The organism is Paracoccus aeridis (genome assembly GCF_004923205.2).
Classification (GTDB): Bacteria; Pseudomonadota; Alphaproteobacteria; order Rhodobacterales; family Rhodobacteraceae; genus Paracoccus; species Paracoccus aeridis.
Window position 1 is genome coordinate 1 of sequence record NZ_SELD02000012.1, and the last position, 24189, is coordinate 24189.

21 protein-coding genes, 1 other RNA gene and 2 pseudogenes are annotated in these 24189 nt (G+C 68.9%); 8 read left to right on the forward strand and 16 right to left on the reverse strand.

The annotated features are described in order from the left end of the window. The 4 genes and pseudogenes from ELI80_RS16370 to ELI80_RS05690 all read right to left on the reverse strand — a co-directional run. Positions 1 to 423, reverse strand: a pseudogene (locus ELI80_RS16370) (sigma-70 family RNA polymerase sigma factor); the annotation flags it as partial. A gap of 33 nt (positions 424 to 456) precedes the next feature. After that, positions 457 to 1602 (reverse strand): hypothetical protein, encoded by a 1146-nt coding sequence (locus ELI80_RS05680; RefSeq protein WP_236641357.1) that lies wholly within the window; start codon positions 1600 to 1602, stop codon positions 457 to 459. After that, positions 1586 to 2440: pseudogene (locus ELI80_RS05685) on the reverse strand (BrxR family helix-turn-helix transcriptional regulator); the annotation flags it as partial. The pseudogene ELI80_RS05685 and the gene ELI80_RS05680, both read right to left, overlap by 17 nt. 529 nt (positions 2441 to 2969) lie before the next feature. After that, positions 2970 to 3158 (reverse strand): hypothetical protein, encoded by a 189-nt coding sequence (locus ELI80_RS05690; protein ID WP_136650136.1) that lies wholly within the window; start codon positions 3156 to 3158, stop codon positions 2970 to 2972. A gap of 130 nt (positions 3159 to 3288) precedes the next feature. Between ELI80_RS05690 and ffs the strand changes: the two genes are divergently transcribed. Then, an RNA gene (gene ffs, locus ELI80_RS05695) (signal recognition particle sRNA small type) lies at positions 3289 to 3387 on the forward strand. Between the two features lie 76 nt (positions 3388 to 3463). Here ffs and ELI80_RS05700 read toward each other — a convergent pair. Continuing rightward, complete coding sequence (locus ELI80_RS05700; RefSeq protein WP_136650137.1) at positions 3464 to 3847, reverse strand: translation initiation factor 2; 384 nt, start codon at positions 3845 to 3847, stop codon at positions 3464 to 3466. An 86-nt stretch (positions 3848 to 3933) separates the two neighbouring features. Next, entirely contained in the window at positions 3934 to 4872 is a 939-nt protein-coding gene (gene nudC / locus ELI80_RS05705; RefSeq protein ID WP_136650183.1) for an NAD(+) diphosphatase, read from the reverse strand. Between the two features lie 134 nt (positions 4873 to 5006). Here nudC and ELI80_RS05710 point away from each other — a divergent pair, with 134 nt between their 5' ends. The 4 genes from ELI80_RS05710 to ELI80_RS05725 all read left to right on the forward strand — a co-directional run bounded on the left by ELI80_RS05710 (position 5007) and on the right by ELI80_RS05725 (position 8963). After that, entirely contained in the window at positions 5007 to 6869 is a 1863-nt protein-coding gene (locus tag ELI80_RS05710) for a DNA polymerase III subunit gamma/tau (protein ID WP_136650138.1), read from the forward strand. Positions 6870 to 6873: 4 nt separating this feature from the next. Continuing rightward, on the forward strand, positions 6874 to 7218 hold the full coding sequence (locus tag ELI80_RS05715; protein WP_136650139.1) for a YbaB/EbfC family nucleoid-associated protein: 345 nt from the start codon (positions 6874 to 6876) through the stop codon (positions 7216 to 7218). Between the two features lie 30 nt (positions 7219 to 7248). After that, complete coding sequence (gene recR, locus ELI80_RS05720) at positions 7249 to 7851, forward strand: recombination mediator RecR (protein ID WP_136650140.1); 603 nt, start codon at positions 7249 to 7251, stop codon at positions 7849 to 7851. 377 nt (positions 7852 to 8228) lie between these two features. Further along, entirely contained in the window at positions 8229 to 8963 is a 735-nt protein-coding gene (locus ELI80_RS05725) for a response regulator (protein ID WP_136650141.1), read from the forward strand. Between the two features lie 18 nt (positions 8964 to 8981). On the opposite strand, the gene ELI80_RS05730 is transcribed toward ELI80_RS05725, so the two are convergent. The 8 genes from ELI80_RS05730 to cobT all read right to left on the reverse strand — a co-directional run bounded on the left by ELI80_RS05730 (position 8982) and on the right by cobT (position 19459). After that, positions 8982 to 9722 (reverse strand): GNAT family N-acetyltransferase, encoded by a 741-nt coding sequence (locus ELI80_RS05730; RefSeq protein ID WP_136650142.1) that lies wholly within the window; start codon positions 9720 to 9722, stop codon positions 8982 to 8984. Between the two features lie 16 nt (positions 9723 to 9738). After that, positions 9739 to 11517 carry an aspartate--tRNA ligase gene (gene aspS, locus ELI80_RS05735; protein WP_136650143.1) on the reverse strand — a complete coding sequence of 593 codons (1779 nt, stop codon included), beginning with the start codon at positions 11515 to 11517 and terminating at the stop codon, positions 9739 to 9741. Positions 11518 to 11602: 85 nt separating this feature from the next. Next, positions 11603 to 12280, reverse strand: coding sequence for a CPBP family intramembrane glutamic endopeptidase (locus tag ELI80_RS05740; RefSeq protein ID WP_136650144.1), 678 nt, complete (start codon positions 12278 to 12280; stop codon positions 11603 to 11605). Beyond that, positions 12244 to 13035 carry a glycoside hydrolase family 25 protein gene (locus tag ELI80_RS05745; protein ID WP_236641358.1) on the reverse strand — a complete coding sequence of 264 codons (792 nt, stop codon included), beginning with the start codon at positions 13033 to 13035 and terminating at the stop codon, positions 12244 to 12246. Before ELI80_RS05745 ends, ELI80_RS05740 begins: the two co-directional genes overlap by 37 nt. A 110-nt stretch (positions 13036 to 13145) precedes the next feature. Further along, on the reverse strand, positions 13146 to 14531 hold the full coding sequence (locus ELI80_RS05750; RefSeq protein ID WP_136650145.1) for an FAD-binding oxidoreductase: 1386 nt from the start codon (positions 14529 to 14531) through the stop codon (positions 13146 to 13148). A 26-nt stretch (positions 14532 to 14557) separates the two neighbouring features. After that, entirely contained in the window at positions 14558 to 16390 is a 1833-nt protein-coding gene (locus ELI80_RS05755; RefSeq protein WP_136650146.1) for an aminopeptidase P family protein, read from the reverse strand. Continuing rightward, on the reverse strand, positions 16387 to 17559 hold the full coding sequence (locus tag ELI80_RS05760; RefSeq protein WP_136650147.1) for a patatin-like phospholipase family protein: 1173 nt from the start codon (positions 17557 to 17559) through the stop codon (positions 16387 to 16389). The genes ELI80_RS05755 and ELI80_RS05760 overlap by 4 nt, the downstream gene beginning before the upstream one ends. Before the next feature lie 28 nt (positions 17560 to 17587). Continuing rightward, positions 17588 to 19459: a cobaltochelatase subunit CobT gene (gene cobT, locus ELI80_RS05765; protein WP_136650148.1), complete on the reverse strand. Its 1872-nt coding sequence runs from the start codon at positions 19457 to 19459 to the stop codon at positions 17588 to 17590. A gap of 201 nt (positions 19460 to 19660) precedes the next feature. Between cobT and ELI80_RS05770 the strand changes: the two genes are divergently transcribed. Together ELI80_RS05770 and ELI80_RS05775 are read left to right on the forward strand one after the other, a co-directional pair. Beyond that, positions 19661 to 20236 (forward strand): hypothetical protein, encoded by a 576-nt coding sequence (locus tag ELI80_RS05770; RefSeq protein WP_136650149.1) that lies wholly within the window; start codon positions 19661 to 19663, stop codon positions 20234 to 20236. A gap of 26 nt (positions 20237 to 20262) precedes the next feature. Next, complete coding sequence (locus ELI80_RS05775; protein ID WP_136650150.1) at positions 20263 to 21201, forward strand: 3-hydroxyacyl-CoA dehydrogenase NAD-binding domain-containing protein; 939 nt, start codon at positions 20263 to 20265, stop codon at positions 21199 to 21201. Between the two features lie 48 nt (positions 21202 to 21249). Here ELI80_RS05775 and ELI80_RS05780 read toward each other — a convergent pair whose 3' ends face one another. Together ELI80_RS05780 and cobS are read right to left on the reverse strand one after the other, a co-directional pair. Next, a complete protein-coding gene (locus tag ELI80_RS05780) occupies positions 21250 to 21603 on the reverse strand; it encodes a hypothetical protein (protein WP_143803199.1) in 354 nt (117 codons plus the stop codon). Positions 21604 to 21862: 259 nt separating this feature from the next. Then, positions 21863 to 22834: a cobaltochelatase subunit CobS gene (gene cobS, locus ELI80_RS05785; RefSeq protein ID WP_136650152.1), complete on the reverse strand. Its 972-nt coding sequence runs from the start codon at positions 22832 to 22834 to the stop codon at positions 21863 to 21865. A 329-nt stretch (positions 22835 to 23163) separates the two neighbouring features. Here cobS and ELI80_RS05790 point away from each other — a divergent pair, with 329 nt between their 5' ends. Continuing rightward, positions 23164 to 24135: a DUF808 domain-containing protein gene (locus tag ELI80_RS05790; RefSeq protein ID WP_136650153.1), complete on the forward strand. Its 972-nt coding sequence runs from the start codon at positions 23164 to 23166 to the stop codon at positions 24133 to 24135. Positions 24136 to 24189: the final 54 nt, after the last annotated feature.

Below are 24189 nucleotides of genomic sequence, written 5' to 3' on the forward strand. Positions count from 1 at the left end.
AAGCATGGACCGGGTCAGTCGTACACAGAAGACCGGACACTCTCCCACGTTCCGCGAGGCAAACCGCCGCACGTAAGGCAGGTGCTCGCGGATAAGGCGTTCGGTAGCGGATTCGGAGATCAGGATTTCGACTTCCAGCTGACTGGCCTCGGCTTGGCACGCTGGGAACAGCGCCAGTCTGCGAACCAACTCCTTGTGGAATGCGAGAGAGAGTTCCAATGCCTCGAGCGCAGCAAGTGCCTCTCTTCGTCGTTTGCCGTCCATTACCCGGCCAGTAGTATACCACGACCTCAGGGCGTCCGCGGCGGCCATTACTTCGGCCGTCTCCGCATGGCCCGGTCGCGAGGGAACAATGGTTCTCAGGGAGACCGAGCCGGGGTCTCGCGAACCGTCGCGGATGCGGTCCATGGCGTCGAGGATCATTTCGACGGCTGTCTCGGAGGCCAGGATACCCAGCTAGAGTTCCTGCTTGGCCCGCATCATTGGCTCCAGCAGTTGCAGCTCTTCTGATTTGTCCATGACGAAGCGCTGTGTGCCGGGAAGCCGCGTCCGACGCGTAAGGGCTGCCTCTATCGCGCCAGCAAGGTCTTCGGACGATGTGTCCGAGACGGCGTCCCAGATGTCAGCATCATGCCCCGTCGCCTGAGCGAGATCGAAGCCAGCTGCTTCCAGGTTGCGCTGGAGATTGATGCGCAGTTCCTCGAGATCACCATTTCCTTCGCAATGGGCGACCAGGCGGTCGATATCGTCGAGGGAGCACTGACCCTTTGCCAGAATCTCCTCTGCCCAGGTGACGCAGAGCTCTGGGTCGATCGACATCCGCGTGCCGCTCTGGACGACCGCTCGTTTGACCGATTGTCGGCCGCGGTTCCGGACTTTCAGGAAGTCGTTCTCTGCACCATGATCGGCCGTCACCGCGGCGCTGGAGGCGATGGCTTCTCCAGCAATCGGCGCCGCTGAAAGGTCGAGATCCCAATCCCCATCCTCGCTATCCGAAATCACTGGTGACGAACTGATGAGCGCTACGAATGTCCCCGATGCCGTATCGCCCGCGTGCTGATCGAAGAATTCCTCTGGTTCTGCCTCAGCTTCGAAAGTCAGCAGGTCATCCAGGTCGTCGGTCCTGTCGGTTGGATCTATCTCCTGAAAAACGGCGACACGACGCTCCGGAACTCTATCGGGCCCGGTGACGACATCCCCGACCACAAGTGAGAACTCGCGCTCGCCAACCGTCTCCATTTCCGTCTCCGAAGACTCCGCAACAAGCGAAGACAGAAGCTGGGCGGCGAGACCGTGACCTTCGGCGAATGCCACATCTGCAGGTTTCTGTCGGCCGTGGTTCAATGCGCTGGGGTCGGCACCTGAGCGAATGAAGAGATCGCAGACGGCCAGATTGCCCATGCGCGCGGCAAGGTGGAGTGGTGTATCTCCTTTCGGGTCGGCGGCAAGGAGGCGAGAAGATGCCGCAAATTCGGCAAGCCTCTCGAGCTTCCCTTCGGCGATCAGCCGGATCTCGAAAGGCCCAAGAACATGGCTGTCCGGTTCGCTCGCCGCTGGGTCGGGGCTGCCGAGAATGCGGGACAGTCTATCCATGATCTTCATGAATGACCTCCCTGTTGAGAAGCACGATCTGCTGGTCCTGCGGCTTCCTCGCGCCGGGATCAGTATCAAGCCCGAGCCGCCTGAGCGCGTAGTACAGCAGCGCGCGCCGGAGCTTGATCTTCGCCTTGCCGCCACGCATCCCGTAGTCGAGCGCGATGACCTTGGCCTGAGTTTCGGAAAGGGCGGGGTGGAGGCCGATTTCCAGATTGGCTTCAGTATTCCAGTCGCGGTCGTCCGTCGCGGACACATGGCTTTCCCGACACTCTCGAATCTCGAGCATTCGCGAGAGCAGGAGGTCCTTGAAGGTTCCGTCGGTCAGGCAGAACGCCCGTGTGTGCCAGCGGAACCCGTCGAACCCGATGGCGTCCGGAGCGATCCATCGCCAGCGCGGCTCCGGACTGGACAGGGACTGGTACTTCACCTCGATCGCCTCGGACCGGCGTATGGCGCCGACCACGGAGCGGAGCGTCACCGGATCGACGCCGCGCACCGGGGTCGGGGCTGAGGCGTAGGGTGGGAGATCGGCGATCCAAGAGTCCTTGCGGTCGAGGATCCCGTTCGCCACCGATCGAAGCTGGGCGAGGTAGCGGCTTGCGTCGGGTTCGAGGAACCGGGGCTTGAACTCGGGGCCACGGACGTAGGTCCGCGTGCTCTTGTCGTAGACCATGTTGTCGGGTGCGAAGCCGATGTAGCGGTTCAGGTCGGTGGACGCCTGGTTCACCGAGACTCCGAACGGGTTCATCAGGTCGCTGCGGTTCACATGTCTTTCCCAGAACAGGCGGAACTCTATGGACTCGAGACGCTGCTCGACCCCCCAGCGAAGTTCGGACCTCTCGTTTTATACCTTGGCCTCCCAGCCCCCTGATGCGCACGGTAATTATGCGCGCCCATTTCCTGGGTTGTTGTGAGGCTAGCCAGGGGATGATGATCTGGCAATGGAAATGCTTCTCAGTAGCCCCAGCCAGAGCTGACGAGGGGATCGCCAAGCGGATCTTCAAGCTCGTCGACTGCCGGGAACAGATCGCATTCGCCCGCAAAGGATTTCGCAGCGGTTTGCTCCAGACAAGGTCGTAGAGGTCCCCACGGCTAGTATCTGTGAAGGCGACAATTCTTGAACTCTCCGCAATACAGATTCACGCGGAAGCAATATCCCGCAGCGCCGCTTTAGCTGTCATCGCGACCCGGGTGAAACGTGGAGAAGGGTGGGAGACCAGCAGGCAGGGCAGGACACGGACCGCGGTGCAGATGGCCTCACGAGATTTAGCGCGGCTGAAGCCCAATTGCGACAGGTCCGGGGCAGGTCGGACAGTTGACAGCCGCGATCGCGACCGGCCCGCCAGAGGCGGGGACGTTCAAGCTTTCGCGGATCAGCATTCGGCTGCGGTAGCCTTGAAGCCACCGATAACCGGCTGCCCCCCGCGCGTGGTCGTGATCCAGTCGGTTGCCGGAGACAGCTTGCCGTTCTCGCGCACGATCCACAGGGCTTCGCTGGTAAGGGCGAGCGAGCGGGCGCTCATCGCCAGTTCCGCCGGGCCGAACAGGACCGTGCCGTCCACGTCCGCGATTGCGACCGTTCTCCCATAGGCTCACGCAGGCCTGACCATGGCCGTCAGTTCCGCGACGTTCGAGCGCCCGCCTGCCGCTAAACAGGCTTGCATCCTGCCGGTCCCCGCCCTATCTGGACACTGAGAGGTTGGCGCGGGCGAGCGCCTCGCCAACCCGGTCAGGTCCGGAAGGAAGCAGCCGTAACGAGCCCCGCTTGGGTCGTTGTCCAGCCTCTCACCTCTTTTCCCTGCATCGATGTCACCCGCGCTGCCCGGGCGTACGCGCCGGCCATACGGCGCCGGTCAGCCGCCGAGGGTCACCCGCGACATTCCAGACCGACTTCGACAGGGTTCGGCACCAATTCCAGCATGGCGCCGGTGCTTGCGTCGACACCTGCGCCGATGATGCCGCCCACCAGCACGTTCCCGGCCATCGCGGCGCCGCCGCTGCCGGACACGCGGTTCGTGACCCGGATCTGCTGCGGCTTGCAGTTCTCCTTGGACACGAGCACGTTCAGCTCCGACTTGCGCGGAAGCTTGAAGGTGCAGGGCGTGCCGGTGCAGGACTGGCCGTTGCTCATCTTCACCTGGGCACCCGACGGCGTCGAGTTCACGACAAGGACGTCGTTCGTCCCGCGGGTCACGGTGGCGCAGCCGGCAACCGAGAGCGCGGCGCAGAGTGCGAAGAACCTGGAAAGCATGTCGAACCTCACTTGAATGCAAGATTCGTGTAGGCTGCCCTGAGGATTCGGACAATCCGTCTACTTACTTCGTAGTAAACGGGAAATTAATCCAGATCCGCGTCCTTGCCGGCCAGCCACCGCGAGATCAGCCACCCTGCGATCGGGCCCTTGCGCGGCTGCCGGATGCGGGGGTGCGTTCCCTCCATCACCTGCCGGACCTCCGCGCGGGGCAGCCACAGGGCGTCGTCGAGTTCCACCTCGTCCAGCGTGATCGCGTCGGTCTCGGCCACAGCCGTGCAGCCGATCATCAGGGATGCGGGGAACGGCCACGGCTGGCTGCCGGCATAGGCGACCGCGCCGACGACGACGCCGGTTTCCTCGGCCACCTCGCGGCGGACGGCGGCCTCGATCGTCTCGCCCGGCTCCACGAAGCCCGCGAGGCAGGAATACATCCCCTCGGGCCAGCCGGGGGACCGGCCCAGCAGCAGCCTGCCATCGCGTTCCACCAGCATGATGACGACCGGATCGGTGCGGGGGAAATGCGCGGTCCGGCACGACGGGCACACGCGCTGCCAGCCCGATTGCGCGGGCGCCGAGTCATGGCCGCAGGCGGCGCAGAAGCGGTGCGAGACGTGCCAGCCGGTCAGCGCCCGCGCCACGGCGGCCAGCGCGCCGTCGGCGGCATCCAGCGCCGGCATCGCGCCGCGAAGGTCCACGAAGCGGGCGCCCGCGATCTCGGGGTGCCGCTGCTCGGTCGGATCGAGGAAAAGCTGCGCCTCGGCGAGGCTCGGCGGGCTCCAGGCAGAGATGTCCTGCGCGGCGACCGGCGCACCGTCCAGAAGGCCCAGCAGGATCGGATCGCCCGCCCCCAGCGCAGCGTGCCCGGGCGGCAGCCATGCCAGCGCGCCGTCGTCGCCCAGCAGCACCTTGCCGCGCCAGACGGGGGTGATCCGCGCGCCCTCGCGCCACGCGCCGTCCTGGCGCAGATGCGCCGCGCGGTCGATCCTCCCTGCCCCGCCGTCGCCGCCCGTGAAGGCCAGCATCCACCCGTCCGCCTGCATCGCGATCCCCCGCCCAAGCCCTGCGAGGGCAACCTGCCGCGGGCGCCGTTCGCCGGCAAGCGGCGGTTTACCTTGGACCCGCGCGCACCTAGATTGCCGCTGTCATGGAGTTCCCGATGCCCGACGACCCTTCCGCCGCGCCTTCGACCGACCCGGCGGCCGCCCCCGCATACCAGGTGCTGGCCCGGAAATACCGGCCCGAGACCTTTGCCGACCTGGTGGGGCAGGACGCGATGGTCCGCACGCTCAAGAACGCCTTCGCCGCCGACCGGATCGCGCAGGCGTTCATCATGACCGGCATCCGCGGCACGGGAAAGACCACGACGGCGCGGATCATCGCCAAGGGCATGAACTGCATCGGCCCCGACGGGACCGGCGGCCCCACGACCGAGCCTTGCGGCGTCTGCGAGCACTGCCGCGCCATCATGGAAGGCCGCCACGTCGACGTGCTGGAAATGGACGCGGCCTCTCGCACCGGGGTCGGCGACATCCGCGAGATCATCGAGAGCGTCCATTACCGGGCGGCCTCGGCGCGCTACAAGATCTACATCATCGACGAGGTCCACATGCTGTCGACCAGCGCGTTCAACGCGCTGCTCAAGACGCTCGAGGAGCCGCCGCCACACGTGAAGTTCATCTTCGCCACCACGGAAATCCGCAAGGTGCCGGTCACGGTCCTGTCGCGCTGCCAGCGCTTCGACCTGCGCCGGATCGAGCCCGAGGTGATGATCGCGCTGCTGCGCCGGATCGCCGCCGCCGAAGGGGCCGAGATCTCGGACGACGCGCTCGCGCTCATCACCCGGGCGGCGGAAGGGTCGGCGCGGGACGGGACCAGCCTGCTGGACCAGGCGATCAGCCACGGCGCGGGCGAGACCACCGCGCCCCAGGTCCGGGCGATGCTGGGTCTGGCGGACCGGGGCCGCGTTCTCGACCTGTTCGACATGATCCTGCGCGGTTCGGCCGCCGAGGCGCTGGCTGAACTGCAGAGCCAGTATGCCGAGGGCGCGGACCCGCTCGCGATACTGCGCGACCTGGCCGAGATCACCCACTGGATCAGCGTGGTGAAGATCACGCCCGACGCCGCCGACGACCCGACCGTCGGCCCGGACGAGCGCGAGCGCGGCCGCGACATGGCCGCGCGGCTTCCCATGCGTGCGCTCAGCCGGATGTGGCAGATGCTGCTCAAGGCGCTGGAGGAGGTGTCGGCCGCCCCCAACGCCATGATGGCGGCCGAGATGGCGGTCATCCGCCTGACGCACGTGGCCGACCTGCCGGACCCGGAGGCGCTGATCCGCAAGGTGCAGGCGGCGCAGGCGGCAGGCGACTTCAGCCGGCCGGCGATGCCCGCCCCTTCGCAGGCGGGGAACGGTGCGGGCAGCGCGCCGGTGATGCAGGCCGCACGGTCGGGCGGGGGCGCCGCGCGCCAGCCCCGACCGGTGGATGCCGTGGCGGTCGATGCCGTGGCCGTCGATGCCGTGGCGCAGGCCGGGGCCGAGATTCTGGCCAGCTATCCCGACTTCGACACGGTGGTCGACCTGATCCGGCGGATGCGCGACATGGCCTTGCTGCTCGATGTCGAGAAATCCGTGCGCCTCGTCCGCTACGCCCCCGGCCGGATCGAGTTCCAGCCGACGCCGGACGCACCGCCGAGCCTTGCCGCGCGCCTGTCGGACCGCCTTCGCGGCTGGACCGGGGGAACGCGCTGGACCGTCTCGGTCGTGGACCAGGGCGGCGGCCCGACCATCGCGGAACGCCGCGCCGAGCGCGAGGCCGCCGAGATCGAGACCGCGCGCCGGAATCCCGTCGTGCAGGCAATCCTTTCGGTGGTGCCCGGCGCGCCCATCAGCGTGCGCCACGAGGCCCCACCGGCCCCGCCCGCGGACGCGGATGGCGAGGTGGCGGCCGAGGATCTGCACGGCCCCTCGGACGGACCCGTCGCGGCGGTCGAGGAATGGGACCCGTTCGAGGATGAGGAGTGAGACGATGAAGAACCCCTTTGGCGGCATGGGCGACCTGTCGAAGATGATGCAGGCCGCGCGCGAGATGCAGGACAAGGTGGAGAACCTGCAGAAGTCTCTCGACGCCATCACCGTGACCGGCGAGGCCGGTGCGGGGCTGGTCCGCGCGACCGCCACGGCGAAGGGCGACCTGACGGCGCTCGACATCGATCCCTCGATCTTCGTCGCCAGCGAAAAGCAGGTGGTCGAGGACCTGATCCTCGCCGCCATCAAGGACACGCAGCGCCGCGCGCAGGACCGCGCGAAGCAGGAAACCGAGCGGCTGGCCGGCGACATGGGCCTGCCGCCCGGCATGAAGCTGCCGTTCTGACGCGGGCGCGGACTTGGGGCTGAAGGGGCCATGACGCGCGAGGGCAGCGACGATATCCAGGCGCTGATCGCGCAGATCGCGCGGCTGCCGGGGCTCGGCCCCCGGTCGGCCCGCCGCGTCGTGCTGGCGCTGATCCGGCGCCGGTCGACCCAGATGACCCAGCTTGCCGCGCTGATGGCGCGGGTGGCCGAGACCTCGCGCGAGTGCGTCCGCTGCGGCAACATCGCCGAGGCCGAGCTGTGCCCGATCTGCGCCGACCCGGCCCGCGCCACTGGCGAGCTGTGCGTCGTGGAAGGCGTCGCCGACCTGTGGGCGATGGAACGTGGCCGCGCGTTCCCCGGCCGCTATCACGTTCTCGGCGGGACGCTATCGGCGCTGGACGAGGTGGGCCCCGAGGATCTCGGCATCCCGCGCCTGCTTGGCCGGATCGCGGACGAGAACGTGACCGAGGTGATCCTCGCCCTCAATGCCACCGTCGAGGGGCAGACGACCGCGCACTACATCGCCGAGGCGCTGGAAGGCAGTTCCGTGGCGGTGACGGGCCTCGCCCACGGCGTCCCGATCGGCGGCGAGCTCGACTTCCTCGACGACGGCACGATCAGCGCGGCCCTGCGCGCGCGGCGGCGGCTGTAGGCGGAGAGGTATTTCCGCGGCGCCTCGGCGTTACGGCCACGAACGGCTTTACCGAAGCGGCGGGGTGTCCCGGACCTCCGCGGAACGTGGCTGAGATCGGCCGAGGTCACCTGCGGGCTTGAGGGATCTACAGCCCTGAACACCGCCTGACCGGCCGACGCTTCCTGAGGGTTCACCGCCCACTCCGTCCTGGCGCAGGCAACCGCACGCGGCAGCGGAACACGCCAGACTGAGAGCAGGATCGACGGCGTGTTGGCCGGGGAAATGGCCGTTTCGGCTTGGCGTTCGCGCTGAGGCCGCGTTAACCGCGCATTAGGCAGACGGATACTAAGGTCTGGACAGGGCCGATTCGAGGCTGCTCACAGGGGGACGCGCCGATGGACGACTGCAAGAATCCGATCACCCGCGACGACACCGCGCCGCTGTGGCGCGCCGCGCTGCCCGGACGGCCGCTGACCGGCCTGACCGTGCTGGTGGTCGAGGACTCGCGCATCGCGTCCGAAGCGGTCCGGCTTCTGTGCCTGCGCTCGGGCGCCCGCATCCGCCGCGCCGACAGCCTGCGCGCGGCCTCAAGGCACATGGCGGCCTATCGTCCGGCGGTGGTGATCGTGGACCTGGGCCTGCCCGACGGGAACGGGGCGGAACTGATCGCCGCGATCGCCAGCACGACGCCGCGCGTGCCGGTGCTGCTGGGAATGTCGGGCGATCCCGACAACGAAGGCGCGGCGCTGCAGGCCGGGGCCGACGCGTTTCTCGCGAAACCGGTCGAAAGCCTTGCGGTGTTCCAGCACGCGATCCTGTCGAACCTTCCCGCCGACGCCCGCCCGACCGGGCTGCGGCTGGTCGTCGACGACACCATCATCCCCGACAGCGGCGCGCTGCGCGACGACCTCGTCCACGTGGCCGAGGTGCTGGCGGCGGCGGAAAGCACCGACTGCATCGACTACATCGCCCGCTTCCTCGCGGGCGTCGCCCGGTCCTCGCACGATCCGCGGCTCGAGGATGCGGCGACGGCGCTGGCCCGCGACCACTCTGCCGGCCGGGCGCTGGCCGCCGATCTCGCGCGGATCAGCGGGCTGGTGCAGGACCGCCTGGCAGCCGCGGGGGCCTGACGACGCGGGGCCGCGGCGTCAGGCGCGCCGCAGGTCCCCGCGCAGCTCGGTCATCGAGCGGCGCTGGCGGCCATCCGCGTCGAAGTTGTCCAGGGCAAGCCACGCCTCGTAAACCTTGCGGACCTCGGGCCAGTCATCGTCCGTCATCGCCCACCAGGCCGTGTCGCGGTTCCGCCCCTTGACGATCATGTGGTTGCGAAAGGTGCCCTCGAAGGTGAAGCCGAACCGGTCCGCGGCCCGCATGGAGGGAGCGTTCAGGTCGTTGCACTTCCACTCGACACGGCGGTAGCCGGCGTCGAACGCCCAGCGGATCATCAGCATGATCGCCTCTGACGAGGCGGAGGTGCGCTGCAGGACCGGCGCAATCTGGATGTGGCCGATCTCGATCACGCCGTTCGCGCGGTCGATCCGCAGGAACGAGGCGACGCCGCCCACCTTGCCGGTCGCGGTGTCGCGCAGCGCGTAGAACAGCGGATCCGCCGATGCGGCCATCGCCGCCTGCCAGGCGCGATAGTCGTCCAGCGCGGCAAATGGGCCGTAGCCGAGATAATCCCAGACCTCGCCGCGGCCGAGATTCGCGTCGAACAGGTCGGCGGCATGGCGGTCCGGGTCCAGCCGCTCCAGCGTGACGAAGCGGCCGGCGATGGCGTCCGGACCCGGCGCGGGCGGAGCGGTGAAGTCCGGGACGAGCCGCCCGAGGCGGGATGACGCGTCCTCCCCTGGAACCGACGGGGCGGGAACGGATCTGCCGTTGGTCATCGCCTCAATCCCCTTCTCAAGCGTCCTTCGGCAGCGCCCGCAGGCGAAGCTCGCGCATCTGCTCGTTCGTGGGCTCGCTGGGCGCGCCCATCATCAGGTCCTCGGCGCGCTGGTTCATCGGGAACATGATGACCTCGCGGATGTTCTGCTCGTCCGCCAGCAGCATCACGATCCGGTCGATCCCCGCCGCGCAGCCGCCGTGGGGCGGCGCGCCATAGCGGAACGCCTTGACCATGCCGCCGAAGCGTTTCTCCACCTCGGAGGCCGGGTAGCCCGCGATCTCGAACGCCTTGAACATGATCTCGGGCGTGTGGTTGCGGATCCCGCCCGAGATCAGCTCGTAGCCGTTGCAGGCGAGGTCGTACTGGTAGGCATGGACCTTCAGCGGGTCGCCCGACAGCGCTTCCATCCCGCCCTGCGGCATCGAGAAGGGGTTGTGGCTGAAGTCGATCCTGCCGTCGTCGGTCTTCTCGAACATCGGGAAATCGACGATCCAGGCGAACTTGAACTGGTCTTCGTCGATCAGGCCCAACTCGCGCCCGATCTCGGTCCGGGCGCGGCCGGCCACGGCCTCGAAGTCAGCGGGTTTGCCGCCGAGGAAGAAGACGGCGTCGCCTTCGCCCAGGCCAAGCTGGCTGCGGATCGCCTCGGTCGGGCCCTCGCCCAGAGCCTTGGCGATTGGGCCCGCCGCCTCCATCCCGTCGCCTTCCGCCTTGCGCCAGAAGATATACCCCATCCCCGGCAGCCCCTGCTGCTGGGCAAAAGCATTCATCCTGTCCGCGAACTTGCGCGACCCGCCGGTCGGCGCAGGGATGGCGCGGACCTCGGTCCCCTCCTGCTCCAGCAGACGCGCGAAGATGCCGAAGCCCGAGCCGCGGAAGTGGTCGGAGACGTCCTGCATCTCGATCGGGTTGCGCAGGTCGGGCTTGTCGGTGCCGTATTTCCGCAGGCTCTCGACATAGGGGATCAGGGGCCAGTCGCTGTCCACGCGGCGGCCGCCGCCGAACTCCTCGAACAGGCCCTGGATGACCGGCTGGACAGCCGCGAAAACGTCCTTCTGCTCGACAAACGACATTTCCACGTCGAGCTGGTAGAAGTCGGTGGGCGAGCGGTCGGCGCGCGGGTCCTCGTCGCGGAAGCAGGGCGCGATCTGGAAATAGCGGTCGAAGCCCGCGACCATGATCAGCTGCTTGAACTGTTGGGGCGCCTGCGGCAGCGCGTAGAACTTGCCCGGATGCAGGCGCGAGGGCACGAGGAAGTCGCGTGCCCCCTCGGGCGACGAGGCGGTGATGATCGGCGTCTGGAACTCGGTGAAGCCCGCGTCCCACATCGCGTCGCGCAGCCACTTGATGACGCGCGAGCGCAGCATGATGTTGGCGTGCAGGCTCTCGCGCCGCAGGTCGAGGAAGCGGTAGGCGAGGCGCGTCTCCTCCGGGTAGTCCTGGTCGCCGAAGACCGGCAGCGGCAGCTCGTCCGCGGGGCCGAGGATCTCGACGGCGGTCGCATAGACCTCGATCTCGCCCGTGGGCAGCTTCGGGTTCACCAGCGCAGCGTCGCGCAGCTTCACCCGCCCGTCGATGCGGATCACCGTCTCGGCGCGCAGCCGTTCCAGCGCGCCGAAGGCGGGCGAGTCGCTGTCGGCGATCACCTGGGTAATGCCGTAATGGTCGCGCAGATCGATGAACAGCACGCCGCCATGGTCGCGGACGCGATGCACCCAGCCCGACAGGCGCACCTGCGTGTCGGCGTCCGCGGCGGTCAGCTGGCCGCAGGTATGGGTGCGATAGGCGTTCATCGGTCAAATCCCTTCGATCATCCGGCCCCGCATACACTTGCTGCAGGGCACGAAGTCAAGAAGCGCGCGCAAGCGCGAGGACCGGTCAGAACGGGCGGACGACGTTGCCCGACCAGAAGAATTCGCCCATCCCCATGGTGAACAGGATGTTCCCGGCCAGGCCGTGGATCAGCCAGGCGGCGGGAAAGCCGCGCTTCATGTAGACGTCGGCGAAGACCCAGCCGCCGACGAAGGTCATGACCGCGACCACCGGCGACCAGTACATCAGGTGCGCGAGCGAGAAGATGGCCGCGTTCGTCAGCCGCGCCGCCCGGTCGGACGCGAACAGCGACCCGTAGCGATGGAAGAAGAGGACGCGAAAGATCACCTCCTGCGGCAGCGCCGACAGAAGCGGATAGAGCACCCACAGGAGCGCGAGGAACCGCAGCCGCTCGGGCGAGACGTTGGGCACGAAGCCGGGCTTCGTCGCGGCCATGACCAGGAAGGCCGCGACCGCCACGAAGACGCAGAACACCGCCGTCCGTCCCCAGCGCACCTCGCCCCAGCCCGAGACGAGGCTTTTCCAGTGATAGTCGCCGGTCAGCCGGATGAGGACCACGGCCAGAAGGCAGAAGCCCGACAGGACGGCGAACATGTATTGCGGGTTGACGAACACCGCGATCGCGACCGGCGCGGCGATGAACAGCGCGACGAACTCGAGGATCAGCCCCCGCCGGGTCCGCGCGATCAGCGGACCGCGCGTCTGTTCACCCACTGCTGCCATTGGCCCCGGCTCCCGACGAAAGCGTTGAGATCGACGTTGCCGCCAAAGCCGGGCGCGGTCCCGGTGCCCGTGTACTGCCAGAACGTCCAGCGCTGTCCCGGATAGGTCCCGCTGGGATGGTCGGCCACCGATCGCAGCCAGAACTCCGCCGGGAGGGCGCGCAGGTTCGCATCGCGGTAGAAGTCGACCGTCGTGTAGACGATCGGTCTTTGGCCGTAATACTGCTGCAGGACGGACATGAATATTCCGACTTCACGGTGGATCTCGCTCGGCGACGGCTTGTAGCGGCAGGTCCGCGACGTGTGGACCCATTCAAGATCCACAACGGGCGGAAGCGCGCCGCGTTCCCTGGGCACGTTGGCGATGTACCAGGCCGCCTGCTCGGCACCCGAACGGCACCAGTAGTAGAAATGATAGCCGCTGCGCGGGATGCCCGCGGCGCGGGTCTGTTCCCAGTAGGTGCGGAAGGCGGGGTCCGCGTGGTCGGCGCCCTCGGTCGCCTTGATGAAGGCGAAGCTGACGCCTGCCTGGCGCGCGCGGTTCCAGTCCACGCTGCCCTGGTAGCGCGACACGTCGACGCCGTGGACCGCGTGGTTGTAGGGGTGCCCCGAAGTCCAGACATGCGGCGCGCTGTCGCCCAGCTGCGGCGCGGCGCCGCCGACATAGCCCGCCCCGCCGCGCGGGCCCCCGCCCCCGCCGCACGCCGTCAGAACCGCCAGCGACAGGACCGCCGCCACCTTCAGGAACTTTCTCACTGCCCGACCCTCGTTTTTCGGTCTCGTTGTTGTGAGCTTTGTTTCACAGGGGCGTTGCGCCGTCAGCCCGTGCGGGGCGGGGCGCGCGATCAATAAACCGTCAGGAAGCTTCAGCCCGCGTCCTGGTCGGGGACGATCTTGCCGGGGTTCAGGATGCCGTTGGGATCGAGCGCGCGCTTGATCGCGGCCATGACGGCCCATGCCTCGCCGTGCTCGGCCGCCATCAGGTCGCGCTTGCCAAGGCCGATGCCGTGTTCGCCGCTGATCGTGCCGCCGACCGCCAGCGCCCGTTCGGCCATGCGCCGGGCGAGGGTCTTGGCCGCGGCGATCTCCTCGGGGCTGTCGGGATCGACCAGCAGCAGCGTGTGGAAGTTGCCGTCGCCCACGTGACCCACGATGTCGCCCATGATGCCGGCGGCTTCCATGTCGGCGGCGGCGGCGGCGACCTGCCCCGGAAGCTCGGTCATCGGAACGCAGGCGTCGGTGACGACGCCCGTCGCGCCGGGGCGCAGTTTCAGCGCGGCCCAGTAGCTCGCGTGCCGCGCGGCCCACAGGCGGTTGCGTTCCTCGAGCGAGGTGGCCCAGTCGAAGCCCTGCCCCTCGCACTCGGCGGCAAGCTCGCCGAATGCGGCGGCGTTCGCGCGCACCGCCTCGGGGCTGCCCGCGAACTCGACCATCAGGTGGGGCTGCAGGGGATAGTCGCTGCCCAGATGCAGGTTCACGGCCCGCATCGCCATCGGGTCCATGAACTCGATCCGGCCCATCGCGATGCCCGCCTGCATCGTCATCGCAACGCAGTTGACCGCATCCTCGAGCGTCGGGAACGCGCAGACGCCCGCCGCCACGTCCTCGGGCTGGCCGTGGAGCCGCAGCGTGAGCTCGGTGATGATCCCGAGCGTCCCCTCGGACCCGACGATCAGGCCGGTGAGGTCGTAACCGTTGCTCGCCTTGGCCGCGCGGGAGCCGGTGCGGATGACGCGGCCGTCTGCCAGCACCACCTCCAGCGCGAGGATGTTGGGCCGCATCGTCCCGTAGCGGACGGCGGTGGTGCCGCTGGCGCGGGTCGCGGCCATGCCGCCCAGGGTGGCGTTGGCGCCGGGGTCGATCGGGAACATGAGGCCGGTCGCGCGCAGCTCGGTGTTCAGGTCCTCGCGCGTGACGCCGGGCTGCACGACCGCGATCATGTCGCCGGCGCGCACGTCGAGAACCCTGTTCATCCGCGTCATGTCGAGCGTCAGCCCGCCCCGGACGGCGAGCGCATGCCCTTCCAGCGACGTGCCCGCGCCCCAGCCCACAACCGGCACCCCATGCGCGTTGCAGATCGCGAGGATGGACGACACGTCCTCGGTCGAAAGCGGCCAGGCAACGGCGTCGGGGGGCGGGGCGCGGTGGAACGTCTCGGATCCCGCATGCGCCTCGCGGTCGGCGGCGGTGATCGACAGGCGTTCCCCCAGAAGGTCGCGGAGCTGGGAAAGGGCGGTGTCCGGAATGGGCATGGTTGGTTCCTGCGAGTTGGCGGATATCAGGCGGCAGCCTGCGCGATGGGGCGGGTCGCGCGGATGAGCCACGCGCGGTCCGTCCCTTCGACCAGCGGCGCCACGGCCTCGCGGACCCGGGCGTGATAGGCGTCGAGCCAGGCCACGTCCTCGCCGGAAAGGATGCCGGGCACGATCAGCCGCGTGTCGATGGGCGCGAGCGTCAGCGTCTCGAACCCCAGCATGTCGCGGCCGTCGGGGCTCGTCGCCTGCTCGACCACGACGAGGTTCTCGATCCGGATCCCGTACTCGCCCTCGCGGTAGTAGCCCGGCTCGTTCGAGAAGATCATCCCCGCCTCGATCGGGACTTCGGACCGGCGCGAAATGCGCGCAGGCCCCTCGTGGACGCTGAGCGCGGCGCCGACGCCGTGGCCGGTGCCGTGGTCGAAGTCGAGGCCCGCCATCCACAGGGGTGCGCGCGCGACGCCGTCGATGTCGCGCCCGGCAACACCCGCGGGAAAGCGCAGGCGGGTCAGCGCGATCATCCCGGCGAGGACGCGGGTATAGGGGTCCTTCGCATCCTCGCGCAGCGGCCCGATCGGGACCGTGCGGGTGATGTCGGTGGTGCCGTCGTCATACTGGCCACCCGAATCGACCAGCAGCAGTTCGCCGCCGTTCACGACGCGGTCGGTCGCTTCCGTCACGCGGTAGTGGTTGATGGCCCCGTTCGGGCCCGAGCCGCAGATCGTGTCGAAGCTGATGTCGCGGGCGCCGATGTTCGCGCGGAACCCTTCGAGCGTGCGGACCACGTCGATCTCCGTGAAGCTGCCGGGCTCCTGCGCGTCGATCCAGGCGAGAAGCCGGACCACCGCGCCCGCGTCGCGCAGGTGCGCGGCGCGCATGCCGGACAGCTCGGCCGGGGATTTGCGGGCCTTGGGCAGTGCCACGGGATCGCTTTCGGCGGCGATCTCGATGCCCGCGCCTTCCACCAGCCGGAACACCTGCTCGGGGGCGGTCTGCGGGTCGATCCGCACCGGGCCGGACAGCCCGACAAGCGCGGGGGCAAGGCCGCCCATCGGCAGGACCGTGACCTCGTTGCCCAGGTGCGCGCGCAGGTCGGGGCCGAACTTCTCGGGGTCGGTGAACAGCGCGACGCGGCCGTCATCCTCGATGATCGCGAAGCCCTGCACGACCGGGTTGCGGGGGATGTCGGCGCCGCGGATGTTCAGAAGCCAGGCGATCGAGTCCGGCTGGGTCAGCACGGCCGCGCGTTGTCCGCCCTCGCGCAGGTCGGCCGCGATCCGGGCGCGGCGTTCCTGCGGCGTGGCGCCGGCGAGGTCGGCCGGGTGGATGCGGACCGCGCCGCCCGACATGGCGGGACGGTCGCGCCAGATCGCGTCGACCGGGTTCTCGATCGGGGCGATGCTAATCGAGGCGGTTGCAAGTTTTTCCTGCAGGTCCTTGATCTCGTTACGCGTATGCAGCCAGGGATCGAAGGCCACGCGGCCGCCGCCCGGCAGCGCCCGACGCAGCCAGTCCGCCGCGCCCGTCTCGGGCCAGTGGACCACCTCGAACAGGTTCGGGTCGGTCTCGGCCCGCACCTGCACCCGGTAACGGCCATCGACGAACAGCCCGGCCCTGTCGGCGGTGACGATCGCGAACCCTGCGCTGCCGGAAAACCCGGTGAGCCAGCGCAGCCGCGCGTCCCTGTCGGTCACGTATTCGCCCTGATGCGCGTCCGCGCGCGGGACCATCACCGCGTCCAGCCCGTGCCCGGCCATCAGGTCCCGCAGCGCGGCGATCCGGGGCGCCGCGGCAGAGGGATCGGCGGTCGCCGTGAAGCTCTGCCACGACGTGCGGGTGGAAGTCTCGCCGTTCATCCGTCAAGTCCTTTCAGTTCGGCCAGCGTGCCCCATGCCCGCCCCGACCGGCCCGCGGCCTCGCCGGTGGCGAACAGCGTCCGCATGTAGGTCGGCTCGAACGGCCGGACATAGGGCAGCGGAAAGTCGGGCGGAACCGCGGTCAGGCGCAGGTCGAAGTCGCCCGCCTGCGCGATCGACTGGATCAGGTAGATGTCGCCGCTGGACTGCGACTTCAGCAGCGTGCTGAGCGACCGGCGCACGATCCCGACCGCGGTCGAGCGCGTCGCGTCCCATTCGGGGGCGAGCTTGGCATTGCGGATCACCCACATGTTGCGCTCGCCCCGGCGCGGCGGCAGCCGGACGCTGGCGGGATAGGCGAAGACGCCGCGCGTCACGCCGCCATCCACGTGGAGTTCCTGGAACCGGACGCCGTCGCGCTCTGCCTCGATCGTCACGGGCTGGAACACGCCGGGCACCGAGGCCGAGGCGAGGATCACGCGCCGGATCAGCGCCACCCGGTCGGGCCGCCCCGAGGCGGCGATCCGGCCGATGTCCCAGATCACCTGCCGCTGCGCGTCGAGGTTGGTCGTCCCGACCAGCAGCAGCCGGCCCTTGCGCCGTTCTTCGGCGATCCGGTCCACCAGCGCCGGGGACACGACGGCCGCGATCCGCCGCGCCAGCGGCGTGCTGTCCGCCGCCGCCAGCCCGCCGGTCAGAAGGTCGAGGATCCTGACGCGATAGATGTCGTCCGCGGAGGTGCGGGTATAGAAATCCTCGAGATACCCGTCATACGCGGACCCGAGGAACGCCATCGGCGCGATAAGCGCGCCCGTGGAAACGCCCGTCACCACGTCGAACTCCGGACGTGATCCGTTCTGCGTCCAGCCCTTCAGGAACCCCGCCCCGTAGGCGCCGTCGTCGCCCCCGCCCGACACCGCCAGCAGGTTGATCGGCCGGCCCGACGAGGTGCGGCTCAGCACGGCGCGGGTCAGGGGCTCGCCCGGGTCGGGGTGGTGGACACCGTCCTCGTAGCTGCGGATTTCGCTGTCGTAGCCGGGGATGAGGGCCATCGGCTCGCCCGTGCGCCGGTCCGGCGGCGGCGGGTCCGAGTTGCGGGCATGCGTGAAGCTGCAGCCGCCCGCGGCCAGGACGACCATGCCCGACACCATTCCCCGCCGCGTGATCATTCCCGGTCCCGCCACATCGTTTGTCGCGTCAGTGACCGGCGCGTCGGGCCGGGCTGCCGAACGCCCGCGCCCGCTTGCGGGGGTCGCTTTCGAACAGCGCGGCGAGTTGCTCGGTGATCGCGCCGGCCAGCTGCTCGGCGTCGGTGATCGTCACGGCGCGCTCGTAATAGCGGGTCACGTCGTGGCCGATCCCGATGGCGATCAGTTCGACCTGGCGACGGCGCTCGACCATCGCGATCACGTCGCGCAGGTGCTTTTCAAGATAGTTCGCGGGGTTGACCGACAGGGTGCTGTCGTCCACCGGCGCGCCGTCGGAAATCACCATCAGGATCTTGCGCGCCTCGGACCGCCGGACCATGCGGCGATGCGCCCATTCCAGCGCCTCGCCGTCGATGTTCTCCTTGAGCAGCCCTTCCTTCATCATCAGGCCGAGATTCGGCCGCACCCGCCGCCATGGCGCGTCCGCGTTCTTGTAGATGATGTGGCGCAGGTCGTTCAGGCGCCCCGGCGTGGCCGGGCGACCCGCCTTCAGCCATTCCTCGCGCGACTGCCCGCCCTTCCAGGCGCGGGTTGTGAAGCCGAGGATCTCGACCTTGACCGAGCAGCGTTCCAGAGTCCGCGCCAGCACGTCGGCGCAGATCGCGGCGATGCTGATCGGCCGCCCGCGCATGGACCCCGAGTTGTCGATCAAGAGCGTCACGACCGTGTCGCGGAACTCGGTATCCTTCTCGACCTTGAAGCTGAGCGGCGTCGTCGGGTTCGCGACCACGCGGGCCAGGCGGCCGGCATCCAGCACGCCTTCTTCCTTGTCGAACTCCCAGCTGCGGTTCTGCTGGGCCTGAAGGCGGCGCTGCAGCTTGTTGGCCAGCCGCGACACGGCGCCCCGCAGGGGATCAAGCTGCTTGTCGAGATAGGCGCGCAGCCGCTCCAGCTCGGCGGCGTCGGCGAGGTCTTCGGCCGCGATCTCCTCGTCGTGACCCTGGGTGAAGACGCGGTAGTCGGCGCTCGCCTCGCTGACCTGCGGCGGCAGTTCGGGCGGCATCTCGCTGTCCGACATCTCGGAGTCTTCGGACAGCTCGTCGTCGGCCTGGTCGTCCATGCTGACCTGCGCCTGGCGCTCGTCCTGCGTCTGTTCCTGCGTGCGTTCGGGGCTGGCCTCGGCCTCCTCGCCCTCATCCTGCTGCTGTGGCGGGTTCTGGCCGGGATCGTCCTCCTCCTGCTGGGCCGTCTCGTCGCCCTCGTCCTGCGCCTCGTCGGGGTCGTCGCCCAGCTGGTCGCCATAGCCCAGGTCCGCGATCATCTGCCGCGCGATCCGCGCGAAGGCGGCCTGGTCGGACAGCGTGGCGGCGGCGCGGTCGAGGTTTCCGCCCGCCTGATCCTCGACGAACGGCCGCCACAGGTCGGCCACGTGCTGCGCCGCGGACGGCAGCTTGCGGCCGGTCGCCGCCTGCCGGACCAGCAGCCCCGCGGCCACGGAAAGCGGCGCGTCGGACGCCTGCCGGATCTGGCCGTAGCCCTTGCGCTCGGCCTCGGCGCCGATCCTGGCGTCGATGTTGGACAGCGCGCCGGGCATGTCGCGCGCGCCCAGCGCCTCGCAGCGGGCGGTCTCCATCGCCTCGTAGAGCTCGCGCGCGACGGGGCCCGCGGGGGTATAGCGCAGGTGCGTCGCGGGGTCGTGGTGGCGGACCTTCATCGCCAGCGCGTCGGCGGTCCCGCGGGCCATCAGCACCTCGTCGCGGGTCATCCGCCGGCTGACCTGCGGCAGCCGCATCGTGTCGCCTGCGACGCCCGACGGATCGGCCGTGAACGTGACGTTCAGCTCGTGCTGCTCGGCGAGCGCGCGGGTCGCCTCGGACAGGGCCTTCTTGAACGGATCGGCGGGGTTGTCGGTCTTCTTCATGCGGGGGTCACGCAACCTTCGGGCGGGCAGAGTTCAGAGGACCGCGGCGCGGCTGGCGATGCGCTTGATGCTGGAGCGTCTGGTTGGTTGCGGGCCGGCGGCATGCATCCTTGTCCCGCATGTCCGCGGCGGAGTCGAGTGGTTGCGGTGGAACCCGTCCCCCCGCCCGCCGTTGGGCCGCGAGTTCCGACGGAGACACCGATGCCCCCTGCCGCGCTTCTCGTTCCTGTGCTCGCCATGGCGCTGGCATCCGCGCCCGCCGCGGCCCAGCAGCCACCCGCACCCGCCCGCACCGTCCTGGACGCGGCGCCGGGGTGCGTGGCCGGGGTCAAGGACGCCTACCGGACCGGCTATGCCGATGGGGTCGAGGCGATCCGGTCGCAGCTCGCGCAGGCGACCGCACGGGTGCAGGAACAGGTGCAGGCCCAGCTGAACGAACAGCTGAGCCAGATGCAGCGCCAGTCCACGGCCGAGCTCGACACCCGCATCGCCGCCGCGCAGGACAAGGCGCTGGCGGACCAGGCCGGCGGTGTGGCGCCGGGGGCGGCCGGCGCGGTCCCGCCCGGCGCCCGGATGCCGTCGCTGTCGGCCACCGTGCAGTCGCTCGACGCGCGCGCGGCGCGCGGGGCGGTGCAGCCATCGGCCCGCGCGGGCGCGCAGGCGGCCGTGCCTGCGGATCCGTCGGCGCTGCCGCCCGGCACCACCATCACCATCACCGACCCGCAGGCCATGCCGCCAGCACTGTTCCGCGCGCTGATGGACTACGCATCCCGCTGAGCCGGGTCGAACCGAGAGGACCACAGATGCAGATCGACGAGAAAGCGCGCGTCGCGGTCATCGGCACCGGCACCATCGGCGCCAGCTGGACCGCCCTGTTCCTTGCCGCCGGTCACGAAGTCGCGGCGAGCGACCCGGCAGAGGGCGCCGAGGATCGGCTGAGGGCGCAGGTAGCCGCGAACTGGGGAGACCTGGAGACCTTAGGTGTCGCATTAGGTTCTTTGGACAACGCTCTGATGTCCCTGACGTTCCATGACGATCCGGCGGCTGCGGCCGAGGGCGCGATGGTCGTTCAGGAAAACGCCCCCGAGCGGATCGAGGTCAAGCGGAAGCTGCTCGCACAGCTGGAAACCGCGCTTTCGCCCGATGCGCTGATCCTGTCGTCAACATCGGGCCTGAAGCCCACCGACATGCAGCGTGACATGGCCCACCCGGAACGGCTCGTGGTGGGCCACCCGTTCAACCCGCCACACCTGATCCCGCTGGTCGAGATCGTGGGCGGCGCGCGCACCTCGGAACAGGCGATCGCGGCGGCGATGCGGTTCTACGAAGGCGTGGGCAAGCAGCCGATCCGCCTCAACCGCGAGATCACCGGCCACGTCGCCAACCGCCTGCAGGCGGCGCTGTGGCGCGAGGCGGTGTATCTCGCGCGCGAGGGCGTGGCCTCGGTCGCCGACATCGACCGCGCGATGACCGGCGCGCTCGGGATCCGCTGGGCGCTGATGGGGCCGCACCTGACGTTCCATCTGGGGGGCGGTCCGGGCGGGATGGAGAGCTTCGTGCGGAACCTCGGCCCGGCGGTGGAAAGCTGGTGGGCGGACCTGGGCGACGCGACGCTGGATGACGAGACCAGGCGGGTCCTGGTCGACGGCATGGCGGAGACCGAAGGGCGCGACGTGGAGGCACTGGCGCGGGCGCGGAACGCGGCGCTGCTGCGGATTCTGGCGCTGGATCGAAGTGTTTGACGAGGTACTGAGGTCAACCAGCGTGCCAAACTAACGTCAACTGCTTGCTCATGCCTGGAACGAGGCAACATCCGCCGGGTAGGCCAGCTTGAGATCGATATCGAACCGCCGAAACAATTTCATGGCGGTTTCTCGCCTACCTTCCACTATGAATAGCCGCAGGTTCCTGATGTGCGACTTATCCTTGTCTCGTTCGCCTATGATGAAGAACCACCGGCGGAGCGCATCCTTCAAGTCGCTCTCGCGAATGAGTCCTTCCTGCGCCATTCGCTCCAGCCCTGCGAAGCGGTTCAGCAGGTCCTCGAAGCAGTCCCGGATCGCAGTATCGATGGGTTCGCAGGTCTGAACAGCCGATGAGGGTGGCACCAGCGCCCTCTCGACATCCACCCAGGTCACCCTCACGTACCGATCTTTCGGATCACTCGCATCCCAGAGTGGTACTTCGCGGTTTCTGCTATCAAGCATCAGCGCCGCATTGCGCGCACCGGCCGAATCCTTGAACCCGTCGAAGAACTGCTGGATTCTTTCCTTCTGCTTCCAGCGGCCATCGCGCCGACTGCCCGGCGGCCAGAAGAACGCCAGTTGCGACCACGACGTCGGCTGCGGCTGACACCCATTCCGGACTGAGGGGCACGAACAACCTGCGCGCCGTGGCGCCCGGTCACCCCGCCTTCGCGACCGCGCTGTCCGGCAGTTCCTCGTCGAACAGGCGCTGGTAGAACTCGGCCACCGTCTGGCGCTCGAGCTCGTCGCACTTGTTCAGGAAGGTCAGGCGGAACGCGTACCCCACGTTGTCGAAGATGCGGCTGTTCTGCGCCCAGGAGATCACCGTCCGCGGGCTCATCACCGTGGACAGGTCGCCCTGCATGAACGCGGTGCGCGTGAGGTCCGCCAGCGTCACCATCGACGCCACGGTCCTGCGGCCCTTGTCGGTGTTCATCTGCGGCACCTTCGCCAGCACGATCGCGGTTTCCGCATCATGGCTGAGATAGTTCAGCGTCGCGACGAGGTTCCAGCGGTCCATCTGGCCCTGGTTGATCTGCTGGGTGCCGTGGTAAAGCCCGGTCGTATCGCCAAGGCCCACGGTGTTCGCGGTCGCGAACAGGCGGAAATAGGGGTTGGGCGAGATGACCTCGTTCTGGTCCAGAAGCGTCAGCTTGCCCTCGGCCTCCAGCACGCGCTGGATCACGAACATGACGTCGGCGCGGCCCGCGTCGTATTCGTCGAAGACGATCGCGGTCGGGTTGCGCAGCGCCCAGGGCAGGATGCCTTCGTGGAAGACGGTGACCTGCTTGCCCTCGACCAGCTTGATCGCGTCCTTGCCGATCAGGTCGATCCGGCTGACGTGGCTGTCGAGGTTCACGCGGACGGCCGGCCAGTTGAGGCGCGCGGCCACCTGTTCGATGTGGGTGGACTTGCCGGTGCCGTGGTAGCCCTGGACCATCACCCGGCGGTTGTAGGCGAAGCCCGCCAGGATCGCGAGCGTCGTGTCGGGGTCGAACTTGTAGGTCGGGTCGATGTCGGGCACACGCTCGGTCCGCTCGGCGAAGCCCCTGACCTTCATGTCACTGTCGATGCCGAACACGTCGCGGACGTTGATGTCCTCGGTCGGTTTCGCATTCTGATCCAGCATTGCCGCACGTCCCATGATCCGTTAACCGGGGATTGATGGTATAATAACCACCCGTGCGCAAGGGTCGCCGGGGCGTGACGATCACGACGGCGGCGGTCACGATCCACGACGTCGCGCAGCCGGACGGCGTGATCCGCAGGGTGCCGATGCCCCGATGTCGGACGGCCCGGCTCAGGTGGCGGTGGCCGTCCCTGCCCTCGAGCGGTCCCGGGTGCGGGCCGCGGGTCCGTTTCTATCTGTCCGCAAGGTCGGTCTCGAACGAACTGACGGGTTGCGCGTTGGCCCGCCAGCAGCCAGAACCTCGGGCAAACAGGGCGGGACTTCAGAACATGGCCGGACTCATCGCGCTTCTCGACGACGTGGCAGGGATCGCAAAGGTCGCAGCCGCGTCCGTGGACGACGTGGCGGGGATGTCGGCCAAGGCCGGGTTGAAGGCGGCGGGCGCGGTGATCGACGACGCCGCCGTGACGCCGAAATACGTCCACGGCTTCGATGCCGACCGCGAGGTGCCGATCGTCCTGCGCATCGCCAGGGGCTCGATCGTCAACAAGGTGGCAATCCTGCTGCCGATCGCGCTTCTGCTCAGCGCCTTCGCGCCCTGGGCGATCACGCCCCTGCTGATGATCGGGGGCGCCTATCTCTGCTTCGAGGGGGCCGAGAAGGTGTGGCACGCGATCCGCCCCCACGAGGTCGAGAAAGCCGACACCGGGATGGAGCAGGGGGATCCGACGCATCTCGAGGAAGCCAAGGTCAAGGGCGCGATCAAGACCGACTTCATCCTGTCGGCCGAGATCATGACGATCGCCTTGGCCACGATCCCGCCGGAACAGGGCATCGTCATGAAGGGCCTGGTGCTGCTGGCGGTCGCGGTCGCGATCACGGTTGCAGTCTACGGCGCCGTCGCCCTGATCGTGAAGGCGGACGATTACGGCATGGCGCTGGCGCGGACGCGGACCGGGTTCCTGGCCGCGGCGGGCAAGCGGCTCGTCAAGGTCATGCCGGGCTTCATGTCCACGCTGTCGGTCGTGGGGACCGCCGCGATGCTGTGGGTGGGCGGCAACATCGTCCTTCACGGCTTCGCGGAACTCGGGCTTCCCGGTGCCTACGACCGCATCCATCACTGGGCCGAAGGGGCGACCCACGCATCGCCGGACCGGTTCGACGGGCTCGTGGCCTGGGCGGTCACGGCGTTCTTCGACGGTCTGGCGGGGCTCGCGATCGGGCTGGTCCTGATCCCCGTGGCGTTCAACGTCATCGGCCCTGCGATCGCGGCCGTGACGGGAAAACAGGCGGCGCACTGACCGAACCCGACCCTGCGGCCCTTGACGGGCGGCCCGGCAGGTCGTTCGCTGCGC